The organism is Nocardioides baculatus (genome assembly GCF_016735675.1).
Classification (GTDB): domain Bacteria; phylum Actinomycetota; class Actinomycetes; order Propionibacteriales; family Nocardioidaceae; genus Nocardioides; species Nocardioides baculatus.
Window position 1 is genome coordinate 789,775 of the sequence record NZ_JAERSG010000001.1, and the last position, 15,264, is coordinate 805,038.

Annotated in this window: 15 protein-coding genes; 6 read left to right on the forward strand and 9 right to left on the reverse strand. The window is 72.1% G+C overall.

The annotated features are described in order from the left end of the window. Positions 1–61 precede the first annotated feature (61 nt). Positions 62–697 carry a response regulator transcription factor gene (locus JI751_RS03885; RefSeq protein ID WP_307813794.1) on the reverse strand — a complete coding sequence of 212 codons (636 nt, stop codon included), beginning with the start codon at positions 695–697 and terminating at the stop codon, positions 62–64. Between the two features lie 74 nt (positions 698–771). Here JI751_RS03885 and JI751_RS03890 point away from each other — a divergent pair, with 74 nt between their 5' ends. Genes JI751_RS03890 through JI751_RS03905 form a run of 4 tightly spaced genes read left to right on the forward strand, consistent with a single transcriptional unit; the run spans position 772 to position 7,779 of the window. Next, on the forward strand, positions 772–1,659 hold the full coding sequence (locus JI751_RS03890) for an ABC transporter ATP-binding protein (RefSeq protein ID WP_307813797.1): 888 nt from the start codon (positions 772–774) through the stop codon (positions 1,657–1,659). Beyond that, complete coding sequence (locus tag JI751_RS03895; protein ID WP_201933591.1) at positions 1,656–2,342, forward strand: ATP-binding cassette domain-containing protein; 687 nt, start codon at positions 1,656–1,658, stop codon at positions 2,340–2,342. The genes JI751_RS03890 and JI751_RS03895 overlap by 4 nt, the downstream gene beginning before the upstream one ends. Beyond that, positions 2,339–4,699, forward strand: coding sequence for an FtsX-like permease family protein (locus tag JI751_RS03900; RefSeq protein WP_201933594.1), 2,361 nt, complete (start codon positions 2,339–2,341; stop codon positions 4,697–4,699). The genes JI751_RS03895 and JI751_RS03900 overlap by 4 nt, the downstream gene beginning before the upstream one ends. 5 nt (positions 4,700–4,704) lie before the next feature. Continuing rightward, positions 4,705–7,779 (forward strand): FtsX-like permease family protein, encoded by a 3,075-nt coding sequence (locus JI751_RS03905; RefSeq protein ID WP_201933597.1) that lies wholly within the window; start codon positions 4,705–4,707, stop codon positions 7,777–7,779. Positions 7,780–7,787: 8 nt separating this feature from the next. On the opposite strand, the gene JI751_RS03910 is transcribed toward JI751_RS03905, so the two are convergent. From JI751_RS03910 to JI751_RS03920, 3 genes are all read right to left on the reverse strand, one after another. Next, positions 7,788–8,540 (reverse strand): response regulator transcription factor, encoded by a 753-nt coding sequence (locus JI751_RS03910; RefSeq protein WP_201933598.1) that lies wholly within the window; start codon positions 8,538–8,540, stop codon positions 7,788–7,790. A 166-nt stretch (positions 8,541–8,706) separates the two neighbouring features. Further along, positions 8,707–9,549 (reverse strand): response regulator transcription factor, encoded by an 843-nt coding sequence (locus JI751_RS03915; RefSeq protein WP_269090345.1) that lies wholly within the window; start codon positions 9,547–9,549, stop codon positions 8,707–8,709. A gap of 160 nt (positions 9,550–9,709) precedes the next feature. Continuing rightward, positions 9,710–10,672, reverse strand: a complete 963-nt coding sequence (locus JI751_RS03920) for a GNAT family N-acetyltransferase (RefSeq protein ID WP_236665536.1) — start codon at positions 10,670–10,672, stop codon at positions 9,710–9,712. Positions 10,673–10,765: 93 nt separating this feature from the next. Here JI751_RS03920 and JI751_RS03925 point away from each other — a divergent pair, with 93 nt between their 5' ends. Beyond that, positions 10,766–12,508, forward strand: coding sequence for a DEAD/DEAH box helicase (locus JI751_RS03925; RefSeq protein ID WP_307813800.1), 1,743 nt, complete (start codon positions 10,766–10,768; stop codon positions 12,506–12,508). Between the two features lie 13 nt (positions 12,509–12,521). Here the strand turns inward: JI751_RS03925 and JI751_RS03930 are convergent, their stop codons facing one another. The 5 genes from JI751_RS03930 to JI751_RS21400 all read right to left on the reverse strand — a co-directional run bounded on the left by JI751_RS03930 (position 12,522) and on the right by JI751_RS21400 (position 14,729). Continuing rightward, a complete protein-coding gene (locus JI751_RS03930; RefSeq protein ID WP_201933606.1) occupies positions 12,522–12,842 on the reverse strand; it encodes a DMT family transporter in 321 nt (106 codons plus the stop codon). Beyond that, positions 12,839–13,183 carry a DMT family transporter gene (locus tag JI751_RS03935; protein WP_201933609.1) on the reverse strand — a complete coding sequence of 115 codons (345 nt, stop codon included), beginning with the start codon at positions 13,181–13,183 and terminating at the stop codon, positions 12,839–12,841. Before JI751_RS03935 ends, JI751_RS03930 begins: the two co-directional genes overlap by 4 nt. Continuing rightward, positions 13,176–13,733 (reverse strand): TetR/AcrR family transcriptional regulator, encoded by a 558-nt coding sequence (locus tag JI751_RS03940; protein WP_201933611.1) that lies wholly within the window; start codon positions 13,731–13,733, stop codon positions 13,176–13,178. Before JI751_RS03940 ends, JI751_RS03935 begins: the two co-directional genes overlap by 8 nt. 141 nt (positions 13,734–13,874) lie before the next feature. Further along, complete coding sequence (locus tag JI751_RS03945; protein WP_201933612.1) at positions 13,875–14,444, reverse strand: YceI family protein; 570 nt, start codon at positions 14,442–14,444, stop codon at positions 13,875–13,877. A gap of 159 nt (positions 14,445–14,603) precedes the next feature. Beyond that, entirely contained in the window at positions 14,604–14,729 is a 126-nt protein-coding gene (locus tag JI751_RS21400; RefSeq protein ID WP_269090346.1) for a hypothetical protein, read from the reverse strand. 248 nt (positions 14,730–14,977) lie between these two features. On the opposite strand from JI751_RS21400, the gene JI751_RS03950 reads away from it, so the two are divergent. Further along, complete coding sequence (locus JI751_RS03950) at positions 14,978–15,238, forward strand: hypothetical protein (protein WP_201933613.1); 261 nt, start codon at positions 14,978–14,980, stop codon at positions 15,236–15,238. Positions 15,239–15,264 lie beyond the last annotated feature (26 nt).

Genomic DNA, 15,264 nt, shown 5'->3' on the forward strand with positions numbered 1-15,264 from the left:
GATCTCTACCTCGAAGCGGGCATCTCCCCGGATATCCGGGGACTTGTGTTCGGGGACCTGCTCAGTGGCGAGCGGGGGACCCGTTGATCCGGACGCGGTCGGCGCGCATGCCGTGCTCGACGCCCCAGAGCACCGCCTTCGAGCGGGAGTCGACGTCGATCTTGCGGTAGGCCGAGCGGATGTAGGACTTGATCGAGTTGAGCGACAGCAGGGTCCGCTCGGCGATCTCCTGGTTGCTGAGGCCCATCGTGATGAGCGAGAGCACCTCGGCCTCGCGTGCGGTCAGCCCCTCCTCGCGGCCGGGCCAGTCGCCGCCGACGAGCGACGAACGGCCGCGCGAGGGCGAGACCACGACCTGGCCCGTCGAGATGGCGTGCAGCGCGTCGACCAGCCGGGAGGCCGGGAGGCTCTTGGAGAGGTAGCCGCGGACGCCGGTGCTGAGGGTGTCGCGGGTCAGCCACGGCTGGAAGTTCCAGGTGTAGACGGCGACCGTGCGCACCTGCGGGCTCTCGACCAGCCGCTGCACGGCGGGACCGTTGCCCTGGCCCATCCCGAAGGTGTCGTAGAGCGCCACGTCGACCGGCTGGGCGACCGGCTTGCCCGCCACCAGCTCGACGACCTCGACGCGGTGGCTGTAGTTGCGCATCATCGCGTCGAGCCCACGGACGACCACCTCGTCGTCGTTCACGAGAGCCACGCGAATCACCATGCGCTCAAGGTACGACAGTTATGTATCTTGAAGGCCGTTTGTTTCACAGAGATGGGGAGAACGTGCGGGGAAGCGCGACCACGGTCGAGGAGACCCGCACCGGGGGGCTCGGCATCCGGTGCGAGGGTGTCGTCCATCTCTACAAGACGTTCGGTGGCCACGACGTCGTCGCGCTGCGCGGCGTCGACCTGACGATCCGCGCCGGTGAGCGCGTCGCCTTCCTTGGTCCGAGCGGCTCGGGCAAGTCCACCCTCCTCGCGCTGCTCGGAGGCATCCAGCGCCCCAGCGCCGGCAAGATCTTCCTCGGCGAGGAGGAGGTCTCGCGGATGGGCGAGCGCTACCTCGCCCGGATCCGCTCGCGCCAGGTGTCGACGATGCTCCAGGGCGCGACCCGCAACCTGCTGCCGTACGCCACCGCGCGCCAGAACATCGCGTTCGCCCGGCTGTCGCTGTCGAGCAGCGAGCGCGACGACGCGCTGGTCGACGTCGAGCTGCTGGACCGCGTCGGGCTGGTCGAGCAGGCCGACCAGGTCGTCTCCACGATGTCCGGCGGCCAGCGCCAGCGCCTCGCCCTCGCCTGCGCCGTCTCGACCGCGCCGCGGCTGCTGCTCGCCGACGAGCCGACCAGCCAGCTCAGCCACGCCGACCGCGACCACGTGCTGCACCTGATCCACTCCCTCGGCGACGACTTCGGCACCACGATCGTGGTCGTCACCCACCAGCCCGAGGTCGCCGCCACCTTCCCGCGCACCGTCACCATGAAGGGTGGCCGCGTCGGCGCGGAGGGCCACGGCGGCTCCGAGTACGCCGTCGTCGGCGAGGACGGCGTGCTCCACCTGCCCGGCCACATCGCGGCCGAGTGGCCGCCCGGGACGCTGGTGCGGTTCGAGGACGACGAGCAGGGCCGGATCATCGTGACCCGAGCGAGCAGCGAAGGCAGCCACCAGTGAGCACCCTCGGCGGTTTCAGTGGCCGCGACCACGTCGGCGGGCTCGCGCTCGACTCGATCACGTACGTCGCCGGCCGCACGCTGCTCGACGACGTGAGCGTCTCGTTCCCGGCGGGCAAGGTGACCGCGCTGTCGGGCCCGAGCGGCTCGGGCAAGACCACCCTGCTCTCGATCGCCGGCGGCCTGCTGCAGGCGACGTCCGGGACCGTCGAGCTCGACGGCAGCGACGGCAAGCTCGACATGTGGACCGGCGGCGGCGACCCGCGGCCCGAGGTCGCGTTCATCCTCCAGGTCTACGGCCTGGTCCCGATCCTGTCCGCGCGGGAGAACGTGTCGATCGCCCTGCGTGCCCGCGGCACCACGCCCGCCGACGCCGACGAGGCCGCCGAGGCGGCGCTCGCCCGCTTCGGCATCGCCGACCTCGGCGAGCGGCAGGTCGAGGAGCTGTCGGGCGGCCAGATGCAGCGCGTCGCCTGCGCCCGCGGCTTCGTCGTCGGTGCCGACGTGCTGCTGGCCGACGAGCCGACGTCCGAGCTCGACGAGGGCAACCGGGGCGTCGTGCTCGGCGAGCTCCGCGAGGAGGCGGCCCGCGGCGCGATCGTGGTGGTCGCCACCCACGACCCCGCCGTCGTCGAGGCCTGCGACCTGCACATCGCGCTCGACGAGGGCCGGGTCGTCGGATGAGTCGTGTCCTCCGGGGCATCTGGAGTCGTCGCGGTGCGCTGACGTCCCTGGTGCTGATGGCGCTGGTCGTCGTCGCCGGGGCGGTCACCGTGCTCCAGTTCGCCGAGGCGGCGGGGACGTCGCGCTGGCTGACCGCGCCGCTCCTGCTGCTGGGCGCGGTCGCCGTGCCGAGCATCGGCGCCGAGCTCGCCGTCGCCCGGCGCGAGGAGATCGGGCTGGCCCGGCTCCGCGGCATCCACGGCGTCCGGCTCTGGCGCTTCCTCCTGGTCGAGCCGCTCCTCGCGATCGTCGTCGGCACGCTCCTCGGCCTGGCCGTCGGCGCCGCCGGGACGGTGCTCGCGACCGCGACCTGGCTCGATGACGCGTCGGCGCCGCTCGCGCGCCCCGCGCTCCTCGCCGCCGCGGCGATCGCGGCCGTCGGGCTGGTCATCGTCGGTCTCTCCGCCGCGGCAGCGCTCCGCGAGCCGCTGTCGGTCCAGGTGGCCCAGCGCCGCCGGCCGCGCCGCGCGACGACCCTGGCCGTCTTCCTCAGCCTCCTGGTGCTGATCGGTGCCGGCGTCGCGGCCTACCGCAGCCGGTCCGCTGCCGGTGAGCCCGACGTGCTCGTCCTCCTCGGCCCGGCACTCGTCGGCCTGGCCCTCGGCCAGGTCGCGATCTGGGTGGTCCGGATCGCGGCCCGCACCTTCACCCCCGCCACCGAGCGACGCGGCATGGGTGCCTTCCTCGCGGCCCGCCGCCTGGCCCGCGCCGACGACCTCGTCACGCCCGTACGCCTCGTCGTGGCCGCCGCAGTCGTGGGATCCCTCGCGCTGAGCGGCGCGGTCAGCGTCGACCGGTGGACCGAGGAGCAGGCGAGCGTCGAGGTGCCCGGCGCCCGCACCATTGAGGCCACCGAGGTCGGTGCCATGGGCGCCGTGGACCTCACCGACGCGATCGACCCCGAGGGCGACCACCTGATCGCCACCGCCATCGTCCGCAACGAGGGCCGCCTCGCCGAGCGTAGGGCCTACGTCGACTCCGGCCGCTGGGACGCCGTGGTGGGCGGCTTCTACGACGGCACGCCCGCCCGTGCCGCGTCCGACGCGGTCGAGCGCCTCGGCACCGACGCCGTACCGCTCCAGGTCACCGGCGAGCGGCTCACCGTCGCCGCGACCGCCACGACCCTGCCCGCGCCGCAGGTGTTCACCGCGCCCGACGGCACCCGCCTCGGCCGGGCGCAGGCGAGCCGGCTCGTCGTCCGGCTCTCCTACGTCAGCACCGACAACGTGTCGGGCACCGTGACCGCCACGATGGGCTTCGACCGCGAGGGCGCCCGGGTCGAGAAGACGGTCCGGCTGCGCGACTGCGCCGACGGCTGCCTGGTCACGGGGCTCGAGGTGTCGCGCGACCTGACCGGCATCTACACGATCGACCCGTTCCGCGTACGGGTCGGCGCCATCACCGTCGGCGACACCAACCTGGCGCGGTCCACGTGGCTGCCCGACCCGTCGTCCGTGGCAGCAGCGCTCGGGGACCGGTTCCTGCCGCCCGACACCATCGACCGGATGCTCCTGGTCAACCTGCCCGACGCGCTCGAGCTCACCCTCCTGCCCAACTCCTCGCTCCGCCTGATCAACGAGTCGCGCAACACCCCGGTGCCCGTCCTCGTCGCCGACGAGGACGAGCCCCAGGCCCTCGACCTCGGCGGCGACGAGCGCGAGACCGACGTCCTCGGGGTGGCGCAGTCGATGCCGCTCCTCGGGAGCATCGGCGTCCTCTCCGACCTCCGCACCTCCGCCGTCGGGTCCGACCCGACCGTCCCGGCCGCCGAGGTGCAGATCGTCGCCGCCGCCGGCACCCCGCAGGCGATGCTCGACCAGGTCGCGGAGGCCACGGGGACGTCGTGGCGCTCCTTCGCGTCGGTCCGCGACCGGCTCAACCGGACGCACGGCGGCGCCCAGGCAGTGGCGTACGCCCTCACGGCACTCGCCTGTGCCCTGGTCGCCCTCCTCGCGCTGGCCGCCGGAGTGGCGCGGCACCTGCGCGACTACCGTCGCGACGTGGCATCCCTGCGCGTGGTCGGCATCTCGACCGACACCGTGCGCAGGGCCGGACGACTCGAGCTCGCCAGCCTCACCCTGCTGGTGCTCGCGGCCGTGGTCGCCGGTGGCTGGCTCGCCGTCACCCTGCTCCTCGCCGGTCTTCCGCTCCTCACGCTCCCGGTCGCCGCCCTCGCGATCGACACCGCACCGCACCTCGTGCCGCTGGTGGTCCCCGCGGTGCTCGCTGCCGCCGTGGTCGTCCTCGTCGGGGGCCGCGCCCGGTCGGTGCGCGCCTCGACCACACGGCCGAGCCTGCTCCGCGAGAGCGAGGGGTGACGCCGATGCTCGGGATGCTCGGCGCGATCCTGCGGGGCGTGCGCGCCCGCGCCCTCCTCAGCGCCGGATCGGTCCTGCTCACCGCACTCGCGGTGGCGTCCGCCGTGCTCGGGCCGATCTTCGCCGGGGCCGTCACCAACTCCTACCTGGTCACCCGGCTCCGCGAGGCCCCGCCGGCGCTGACCGGCCTCAGCCGGGTCTTCACGCCCGACTCGCAGGCCTCGAGCACGGAGGCCGCGCGCGACGCCGTCGCCGCGACCGAGTCGCGCAACGAGGGTCCGTGGGGCCAGACGGTGGCGATCGTGCAGTCGGAGCGCCTGATGGCGTTGCGCGGCTCGGTGCAGTTCTGGGCACGCGAGGACGCCTGCGAGGCCCTCGTGGTCACCGGCCGGTGCCCCGAGAAGGAGGGCGAGGTCCTGCTGCTCGAGACGGCGGCGAAGCGGGCCGGTGCCACGATCGGCGAACCGCTCGACCTCGTCGGCTTCGAACCGCCCGCGCTCCAGGGTCTGGGCCTTCCGCGTCCCGGTCTCCGGCAGGTCACCGTCGTCGGGACCTACGTCACGCCCGCCGAGGCCACCGACTGGCTGGTGCCGCGGCGCCTGACGATCACCAACGAGATGGTGACCGACACGGGCCCCTACACGCCGTACTCGCCCGGACCGATCATCACGACCCCCGAGACCGTCGAGGCGATGGGCCAGTGGGACGTCCGCGTCGACACCTTCCTCGACGTCCCCGCCGACATCACCCCGGCCGAGCTGGGCGTCGCCGCACGGTCGGCCGCGTCGCTGCCCGACGACCAAGGGGTCGAGGTCGACGGCGGCACGCTGGCCGACGACAGCACCAACGACCTGGCTGCCGTGGTCGACGAGGTGGAGTCACAGCAGTCCACCGCCCGCAGCTCCATCGCCCCGGCCGTCCTGTCGCTGGTGCTCGTGGCGCTGGCCCTGCTGATGCGGCTGCTCACCGCCGCCAGCGAGCTCCGCGTCCCCGAGCTCGCCCTCGCCTCGCTGCGCGGGGTGAACTCCCGGCGGCTGTGGGGCCTCGGCCTCGCCGAGCCGCTGACGATCCTGCTGATCGCCACCCCGATCGGCGTCGCGCTCGGCCTGGGCAGCGGGCTGCTGCTGACCCGCGCGTGGCTCGTCCCCGGCCTGCCCCTGCCGGTCGGTGTCGCGAGCTGGATCGCTGCCGCGCTCGTGCTGCTGGCGGCCGTCGCGGTCGCGTGCGTCGCCATCGGCCTGGTGGTGCGCGAGTCGCTCGCCTCCCAGCTGAGCGGCGTACGCCGTCCGGTGGCCGCGCGCCGCTGGTCCGTCATCGCCCAGCTCACGCTGGTCGCCCTCGCCGCCGCGGTCCTGCTGAGCAAGCTGTCCGACCCCGCGAGCGGTGACCCCGACGTCACCGACCTCCTGCTCCCCGTGCTGCTGGCCGTGGTCGCCGGACTGGCCGCCACCAAGCTCACGGCCGTCCTCGCCACCTGGTGGACCGGCCGCTCGCGAGGACGCTCGCTGAGCGGCTTCGTCTCCTCGCGCGCGATCTCGCGGCGCCAGGAGGGCACCCTCGTCATCCTGCCGATCACGGCAGCGATCGCGGTCGCGGTCTTCGGCGCCGGGGTCTACGACTCGGCCGCGACCTGGCGCACCAGCGTCGCGGCCACCCTCTCGCCGGCCGACACCACGTGGCACTCGCCCGTGACCTTCGCCGAGACGCTCGAGCTCACCCGGCAGATCGACCCCGAGGGGCAGTGGGTGATGGCGGCCGGTTCGGTGCTGAACCCCGGGGCGCACTTCTCCGTGGTCGACGCCGACCGGCTGGCGCGGGTCGCGACCTGGCCGCCGACCTGGAGCCCGGGCCTCGACGTGGAGCAGGTCGCCGCCGACATCGAGCCGCCCGGCGTCGTGCCGACGTTCTCCGGGCGCCGGATCTCGGTCACGGTCGACAGCGACGTCCAGAGCGAGCGACCGCTGGCCCTCGAGGTGCGGTTCGGTCGCCGCGACGGGATCCCGCTCAAGGTCTACCTCGGCCCCTACGGCCCCGGCGAGGTGACCCGGTCGGCGAAGGTGCCGTGGTGCCGCGACCTGCCGTGCCCCATCGAGGGCATGACGCTCGGAGGTGGCGCCGGCACCAACACCGCCATGTCGGGCTCGGCGACGGTGCTCTCCATCGACGCGGACGGTGAGCCGATCGACGGGGCGATCGACGGAGCCGCCTGGGTGCCCACCCCTGACCCGGCGGTGCGCAGCGCGATCACCGACCTGCGCGTGACCGACGGCCACCTCGAGCTCGACCTCGACACCGGCGACTCGGTCGGCATGGCCCGGCTGACGGCCGGCGGGATCGTCCGGCAGCGGCCCGCCCTCATGGGACCCAAGGTGCGCCAGACCGCGCTGGACAAGCTCGACGGGGGCCTGGGCCTGATCCCGGTCGGTCCCGTCGGGGAGATCGAGGGCATGCCCTTCGTCGGTCCCGCGGGCCTGCTCGTCGACTACTCGTCCTTCATCACCGACCGCCCGGTCTACGACAGCAACTTCGACGCGCGGGTGCTCCAGCGCGAGGGCGCCCCCGCCTCGATCACCGACGCCCTCTCCGGCGCCGGCATGACGGTCGAGACGACGCTCGCCCAGGAGCGGCACGTCCTGGACCAGAGCGCGTACGCCCTCGCACTCCGGCTCTACGCCGTCGTCGCCGGGCTGGTGCTGCTGATGGCGCTCGCCGGGCTGTTCGTCAGCGCGGCCGTGCAGCTGCCCGCCCGGCGCCGCGACGCCGCCGCGCTCCGCGTGGTCGGCGTACCCCGCTCGTCGGTGATGGTCGCCGTCGTCCGTGAGCTCGGCGTCGTGCTCGGCAGCGCCGCCGTCGCCGGCATCCTGGCCGGGTCGCTCGCCCAGTACGTCGTGCTGCGCTCACTGACCCTGGGGTACGCCGAGGGGCTGGCGACCCCCGCGCTGATCGCGACGATCTCGCCGCTGCGCCTGGTGGTGCTGGCGCTGCTCGCCGCAGCCGTGTTCGGCACGGTCGCCCTGATCAGCGCATCGATGACCGTCCGCGGTGCGCGCGGCGCGACCCTGCGCGAGAGCGCCCGCTGAGCAGACCCTCAGGTGCAGCAGGGGTCGAAGCGGAAGCCGACGCCGCGGATCGTGCGGATCCACTGGTTGTCGGCCGAGGCGTCACGCAGCTTGCGGCGCAGGTTGGCCAGGTGCACGTCGACCACGTGGGTGCTGTCGGGCACGAAGTCGGTCGCCCAGACCGCCCTGAGCAGCTCCTCGCGAGCCACGACGACCCCGGGATGGCCGACCAGGTGCGCGAGCAGGTCGAACTCGGTGCGGGTCAGCTCGATCTCCTCGCCGTCCACCCGCACCTCGCGGGCGCGCGCGTCGACGAGCAGGTCGTCGCAGCCGATGAGGCCGTCGACCGTCCCCGGCACCTCGACGGCGTACGCCTCGGCGGGCGCCGCGTCGTTGGTCACCTGCTCGCTGCTGCGCGGGCGTCGGAACAGGGCGGCGACGCGGGCCTGGAGCTCGCGCATCGAGAACGGCTTGACCAGGTAGTCGTCGGCGCCGACCTCGAGCCCGATCAACCGGTCGAGCTCGGCCGTGCGGCCGCTGACCACGATCACGTAGCAGTCGCTGACGAGCCGCACCTGGCGGCAGACCTCGACCCCGTCGATGTCGGGCAGCGTCAGGTCGAGCGTGACCAGGTCGGGCCGCTCGTCGCGGATCATCGCCAGTGCGTCGGTGCCGTTCCTGGCGATCGACACCTCGAAGCCCACCTTGAGCAGCAGCCCCGAGATGGCGTCGCCGACGTCGCGATCGTCCTCGACGACGACTGCCGTACGTCGGTTGTCCATGTATGTCATCCCCCCGGATGAAGAGCCTCGGGGGAACACGGTCGGACCCCCCGTGACCCGGTGCGGGCGGACGCACGCGGCCGAGCCACTCCCGATGCTAGGGGGAGTGGCCCGACGCGTGTCCGTTATCCGACAGTCGGGCGGAGTGGTCTACCGGCCGGCTTGCTCAGAAGTCGAGCCCGCGGGCCCAGTCCTCGGAGTCGATCCGCGCCACGAGGTAGGGGCCGCCGCCGGCGCGCCGGTCCTGCGGCTGGTCCTCGCGGTCCATCCGGTAGCCGATGCCGCGGATCGTGTGGATCCACGTCGCGTCGGAGTGCCGGCGGAGCTTGCCGCGCAGGTTGGCCACGTGCACGTCCACCAGGTGGTGGTCGTGGGTGAGCGCGCTGCTCCAGATGGACAGGACCATCTCCTCGCGGGTGCACACCCGCGACAGGTGCGTGGCGAGGTACTCGAGGACGTCGTACTCGATGCGGGTGAGCTCGACGATCGTGCCGTCGATCTGCACCTCGCGCCGGGCCGAGTTGATGACCAAGCCGGCGCCGCATGAGATCGTCGTCGGCTCGTCGGCCGGCCGCGACGGGCTCGGCACGTGCGGAGCCGAGCCTGCCTCCTCGCCACCCATCGCCGACCGCGGCCGCCGGAACAGCGCGGCCACGCGGGCCCGCAGCTCACGCGGCGAGAACGGCTTGAGGACGAAGTCGTCAGCGCCGACCTCCAGGCCGATCAGCTTGTCCACCTCGTCGGACCGTGCGGACACGATCACGATGTAGCAGTCGCTGGTCTCCCGGATGCGGCGGCACACCTCGATGCCATCCATGTGCGGCAGGGTCAGGTCGAGCGTGACCAGGTCCGGTGGATCGGCTGCCGCCACGTCCACTGCTGCCCGTCCGTCGCGCGCCGAGGTCACGCGGAAACCCGCGCCCTCCAGTGTCTCCACCAGCGCCGAGGAAATGTCCGGATCGTCTTCGACGACCAAAGCATGAAGATCTTGCACGTGGAACCCCCACATAAAAAAGCCGAAACAGGGACCCCACGTCCCTGCCGTGGCGCCGCCCGATCCGGCGTCGCTTGATGTTAAGGGTAAGAACGACTCAAGAGGAGTGAAGTTTCCACAGGCGAGTCGCAGGTCTAGACCAGTTGGTTTGACGGAAACTTTTGCTGAGGCTGCGTCAGAGTGCGTTTTCCGTCGTCGTCGTCAATTCCAGACCCCGATTGACCCAGACGCTCTCTGCGACCATTCCCACCCTTTCGTACAGGGGAAGGGCGCCGGTCCGCGAGTCGGTGCTGAGCTCTGCCGTCGAGGTGCCGTGCTCGCGCGCCCGGGCGAAGGAGTCCACGAGGAGGGCCTGCGCGAGCCCGCGGTTGCGCTGGTCGCGGCGTACGGCGAGCCGGTCGACGTAGCCGGTCGAGCCGTTGTCCGAGACCAGGACCAGCGAGACGCCGACGACCGCGCCGTCGGGGTCGAGGGCGACGCGGATGTTCCAGGGCTCGAAGCCCGGGCGTCCGGTCGTCGCGGCCTCGAAGTCCTCGAACGACTCACGCTCGCGCACCGACCACTCGAGGAACGCGTCCTCCAGCACGTCGTGCGCGGCGCGCAGCTCGCCGGGCTCGGCCGTCCGGACGGTGTAGCCCGCGGGCAGGTCGCGCTCGGGGATCGAGGCTCCCTCGGGGAGCTTGAGGACCCAGCTGGTCCACCGCACGTGGAAGCCGAGGGCCTCCAGCAGCCGGTCGCCGGGCGAGCCCTGCGGGACGGGCATGCCGATGACCGGGGAGCCCAGGCTGCGGCCGAGGTCCTCGAGCCAGTGGGCGAGCCAGGTGCCGATCCCGCGACCGCGGTGGGAGGGCAGGACGGAGGTGTCGGCGCGGTCGGCCCCCATCAGCTCGGCGTACGCCACCAGGGTGTCGCCGTCCCAGACGCCGACCGACCGGGCGCCGAGGTCGTGGCTCGGTTTGGCCCAGTCGCTGACGATGTCGGCCTCCTCGATGGCGACCTCGCCGATGTCCTCCTGCTCCTGCGCGGCCATCAGGACGAAGACGGCGTGGGCGTCGGACTTCTGGAGCGGCCGCGTGGTGAGGCCGGGAGGCAGCGGGGGCACGGAGTCGGGCACGGCGTCGGGCATGGATTCGGGCATGGACGGAGTGTGCTGCCTCACGTCTGGGCCTGTCGCGTCGATTTTGGCCCTCGCCGAATGTCCAGTTGCTGCGCGAAGCCCTACCGTTGTCGGGTGAGTGACGAGCAGCCCGTAGCACCCGAGCAGACCTTCGCCGACCTCGGCCTCTCGCCCGAGGTCCTCAAGGGCCTCGCCGCCGTGGGCTACGAGACCCCGTCGCAGATCCAGGCGCAGACGATCCCCCCGCTGCTCGAGGGTCGGCACGTCGTCGGCCTCGCCCAGACCGGCACGGGCAAGACCGCCGCCTTCGCGCTGCCGATCCTGTCGCGCCTCGACCTGTCGCAGAAGACCCCGCAGGCCCTCGTCCTCGCCCCGACCCGCGAGCTCGCGATCCAGGTGTCCGAGGCCTTCGAGAAGTACGCCGCCCACATGAAGGGCGTGAAGGTCCTCCCGATCTACGGAGGCCAGGGCTACGGCGTCCAGCTGTCCGCGCTGCGCCGCGGCGTCCACGTCGTCGTCGGCACGCCGGGGCGGATCATGGACCACCTCGAGAAGGGCACCCTCGACCTGTCCGAGCTGCGCTTCCTCGTCCTCGACGAGGCCGACGAGATGCTCAACATGGGCTTCGCCGAGGACGTCGAGACGATCCTCGCCGACACCCCGGACGACAAGCACGTCGCGCTGTTCTCGGCGACCATGCCGGCGCAGATCCGCCGGATCTCGAAGAAGTACCTCGAGGACCCGGTCGAGATCACCGTCAAGAACAAGACGTCGACCGTCTCCTCGATCACCCAGCGCTACCTGATCGTGTCCTACCCGCAGAAGGTCGACGCCCTCACGCGCATCCTCGAGGTGGAGAACTTCGAGGGGATGATCGTCTTCGTCCGCACCAAGAACGAGACCGAGACCCTCGCTGAGAAGCTGCGCGCCCGCGGCTACAGCGCGATGGCGATCAACGGTGACGTCGCCCAGGTGCAGCGCGAGCGGACGATCAACCAGCTCAAGGCCGGCAAGCTCGACATCCTCGTCGCCACCGACGTCGCGGCCCGCGGTCTCGACGTCGAGCGGATCAGCCACGTCGTCAACTACGACATCCCGACCGACACTGAGTCCTACGTCCACCGCATCGGCCGCACCGGCCGTGCGGGCCGCAGCGGCGACTCGATCGCGTTCGTCACGCCGCGCGAGCGCCACCTGCTGCGGGCCATCGAGAAGGCGACCCGCCAGCCGCTGACGCAGATGCAGCTGCCGACCGTCGACGACGTCAACGCCACGCGCCTCTCGCGCTTCGACGACCAGATCACCCAGGCGCTCACGCAGCCCGAGCGGATCGACTTCTTCCGCGACGTGGTGTCCCACTACGTCAGCGAGCACGACGTGGCCGAGGTCGACGTCGCCGCCGCGCTGGCCGCGGTGATGCACGGCGAGCAGCCGCTGCTGCTGGAGCCGGAGCCCGAGCGCTCCACCCGCTCCTTCGACGAGCGACCGACCCACGGTGGGAAGGCCGACCGCAGTCCCCGCGAGTCGCGCACCGGCCAGCCGATGGCGGCGTACCGCCTCGAGGTCGGCAAGCGCCACAAGGTCGAGCCGCGCCAGATCGTCGGGGCGCTCGCCAACGAGGGCGGGCTCTCGCGCGGCGACTTCGGTCACATCATGATCAAGCCGGACTTCTCGATCGTCGAGCTCCCGGCCCAGCTGCCGCCTGGCACCCTCGAGCGACTCGCCGGCACCCGGATCTCGGGCAAGCTCATCGAGATCTCGCCCGACAAGGGCCCCTACCGCGGCCGTCCCGGCGGCGGCCACGGCGGCCAGGGCCACCGCAAGGGCGGCGGCTACCAGGGCAAGAACCCCCGCTGACGCACGCGTCAGGTCAGTGGGTGGCGCCGACCTCGATGGCCAGCACCCCGGCGATGATCAGCACGATGCCGAAGGCCATCGTCGGCGTCAGCGGTTCCTGGAAGAGCGGTCGGGACAGCAGCGCGGTCAGGGCGACGCCGACCGCGGCCCAGATGCCGTACGCCACGCCGAGGGGCATGCCCCGGTCGAGCGACAGCGACAGCAGGACGAACGTGGCGGCGTAGCCGACGAGGACCGGCGCGTACCAGCGGACGCGGCCGGCCGAGGCGACCTTCAGCGAGAGCGTCGCGACCACCTCGGCCAGGATCGCGCCGGCGAGGAAGAGCCAGCTCACGGCGCGACCTCGCCCCGGTGGGCGCGGTGCGACCCGACCTCGACGGCGAGCACCCCGAGGACGACCAGCACGATGCCGACCAGCATCACCGGCGTGACGGCCTCGTCGAAGAGGAGCGCGGACAGCAGGGCCGTCCCGGCGACTCCCAGTGCGGCCCAGATGCCGTACGCCACGCCGAGGCCCATGCCGGCGCGGAAGACGAGCGTCAGCAGCGTGAACGCGGCGACGTAGCCCGCGACCACGACGACGTAGAGCGCCGGACGGTCGAGGGCGCCCTTGAGGGCGAGGGTGGCCGTCACCTCGGAGGCGACGGCGGCGACCAGGAGGAACCAGCTACGCATCGACGGTCTCCAGCATCGCGAGCGCGGCAGCGCGTACGCCGTCCAGCGCGGCGGCGTCCAGCGGCAGCAGGTCGCTGGCGAGGTTGAACCAGACGCCGTCGGCGAGCAGCCGTGCCGTCAGGAGCGCCGCGCGGTGCTCGGCGGGGACGTCGTCGGGCACGTGCAGCCAGGGCTCGATCCGCTCGGCCCAGTGCTGGGTCAGCGACTCACGCAGGCGCGGGTCGGCGAACATCACCAGGTCGCCCGACTCGCACTCGCCCGCGCACGCCCACCCGACGTAGGCCCGCATCCGGTCCGCGACCGGCGCGTCCGCGAAGTCCGGCGCGCCGAGCGCCGCGGTGAGCTGGACCTCGTAGCGGGTGAGCACCCGGTCGAGGACGGCCGTCATCAGCTCCTCCTTGGTGGAGAAGTGGTACATCAGGCCGGGCTTGGTCACCCCGGCGGCGCGGGCGGCGCTGTCCAGCGACAGCATCCCGCTCGTGCGCAGCTCCGCCTCGGCGGCCGCCACCATGGCGTCGCGGGTCGAGGGGCGGCGCACGACATCGGTCATGGCGAGAACTTTACCATCCAGTCAAGCAAGCGACGAGACGGCGTGAACGTCCGCCGGACATGCGTCGAGTCGGCGCGTCTGCCCGCGGGTGCGAACAGACGCGCCGACTCGATGACTGCGGGGCGCCCGGTGGCGCCGGCGTCAGGCGCTCTTGATGGCGGAGATGTCGAACTCGAGCTTGATCTTCTCGGAGACGAGGACGCCGCCGGTCTCGAGCGCGGCGTTCCAGGTGAGGCCCCAGTCCTTGCGGTTGATGGTGGTCTCGCCCTCGAAGCCGACGCGGACGTTGCCGAAGGGGTCCTGGGCGGAGCCGGTCTGCTCGAACGGGATCGTGACGGACTTGGTGATGTCCTTGATGGTCAGGTCGCCGGTGATGGTCCACTCGCTGCCGTCGCGCGACACGTCGGTCGAGGTGAAGGTCATGGTCGGGTAGGTCTCGGCGTCGAAGAAGTCGCCGGACTTGAGGTGGCCGTCGCGGTCGGGGCTGCCGGTCTCGACAGAGGCGATCTCGATGGAGAGGTCGACCTTGGAGCTGGCGGGCGTGGCCTCGTCGATGTGGGCGGTGCCGGTGAAGGCGCCGAACTGGCCGCGCACCTTGGTCACCATGGCGTGGCGGGCGACGAAGCCGAGGCGGCTGTGGCTGACGTCGAGGGTGTAGTCACCGGAGATGTCGTCGATGGCGGTGGTGGGGGCGTCGAACGAGGTGGTCATGGCGGAGGGCTCCTGGAGTCGGTGGTTTGTACAACTTTCAACCACCGTAACGGACCGCGGTCCACATTCATTCCCGGATGGTGCCATCTTTTTCCGAGACCCCGACATGCAGCGAGCCACGCCCCGGTGGGGCGTGGCTCGTGATCTGGGTGGCTGCGGTCAGGCAGCTGCGACGGCGAGGCTCGCGGCGGTGGTCCAGCGGGCCTCCATGCGCGTGCGGCCGGACGCGTCCGTGACCGCTACCCAGGTGCAGACCGGTGCGTCGGCCATCTGGTGCTTGCTCATGTGACACCTCCCGTTCACTTTCTGTTCACCCAAGGTACCACGTCCCCACCGGCGCGCACCCATTTCGCTCAGACGTCATCGGAATGCCCCACCAGCGCACCAACTGAGCGCTCGGAGGCGGACCCTGTGCCCCACTTGGGACGGGAGTGGTGGTGCTGAGCGACGTCTGTCGGCCGCCGAATCATGGGATCTGCCCGATTTCGGGCAGGAACTTGGCACATCGGCGGACGCGAGCGCACTATTCACGGGTGCCCGACCCCGCCCTCGTCTCCCACGTCGTCGCCACCACGTCGCTGACACCCGGGGAGGCAGCACGGGTGATCGACGACGTCATCGCCTTCCACGCCCAACCGGTGGAGGACTACGTCAGGTCGCGGCACGCCCACCTCAAGACGTACGGCGCGAAGAATCCCGAGATCTTCGCGCAGATCGCCGAGGAGCTCGAGCAGCGCGTGGTCGCTGCGCCCGTGCTCACCGAGCGCCAGCTGCGTCGCATCGTCTACGGATAGATCTACGGACAGAGAAGGAGAAGGAA

Excerpts from the sequence above, each read along its gene's own strand:
- JI751_RS03900 (WP_201933594.1), top strand. The coding sequence starts at position 2,339 with ATGAGTCGTGTCCTCCGGGGCATCTGGAGTCGTCGCGGTGCGCTGACG.
- JI751_RS03905 (WP_201933597.1), top strand. The coding sequence starts at position 4,705 with ATGCTCGGGATGCTCGGCGCGATCCTGCGGGGCGTGCGCGCCCGCGCC.
- JI751_RS03910 (WP_201933598.1), bottom strand. The coding sequence starts at position 8,540 with ATGGACAACCGACGTACGGCAGTCGTCGTCGAGGACGATCGCGACGTC.
- JI751_RS03915 (WP_269090345.1), bottom strand. The coding sequence starts at position 9,549 with ATGTGGGGGTTCCACGTGCAAGATCTTCATGCTTTGGTCGTCGAAGAC.
- JI751_RS03920 (WP_236665536.1), bottom strand. The coding sequence starts at position 10,672 with ATGCCCGAATCCATGCCCGACGCCGTGCCCGACTCCGTGCCCCCGCTG.
- JI751_RS03935 (WP_201933609.1), bottom strand. The coding sequence starts at position 13,183 with ATGCGTAGCTGGTTCCTCCTGGTCGCCGCCGTCGCCTCCGAGGTGACG.
- JI751_RS03940 (WP_201933611.1), bottom strand. The coding sequence starts at position 13,733 with ATGACCGATGTCGTGCGCCGCCCCTCGACCCGCGACGCCATGGTGGCG.
- JI751_RS03945 (WP_201933612.1), bottom strand. The coding sequence starts at position 14,444 with ATGACCACCTCGTTCGACGCCCCCACCACCGCCATCGACGACATCTCC.
- JI751_RS21400 (WP_269090346.1), bottom strand. The coding sequence starts at position 14,729 with ATGAGCAAGCACCAGATGGCCGACGCACCGGTCTGCACCTGGGTAGCG.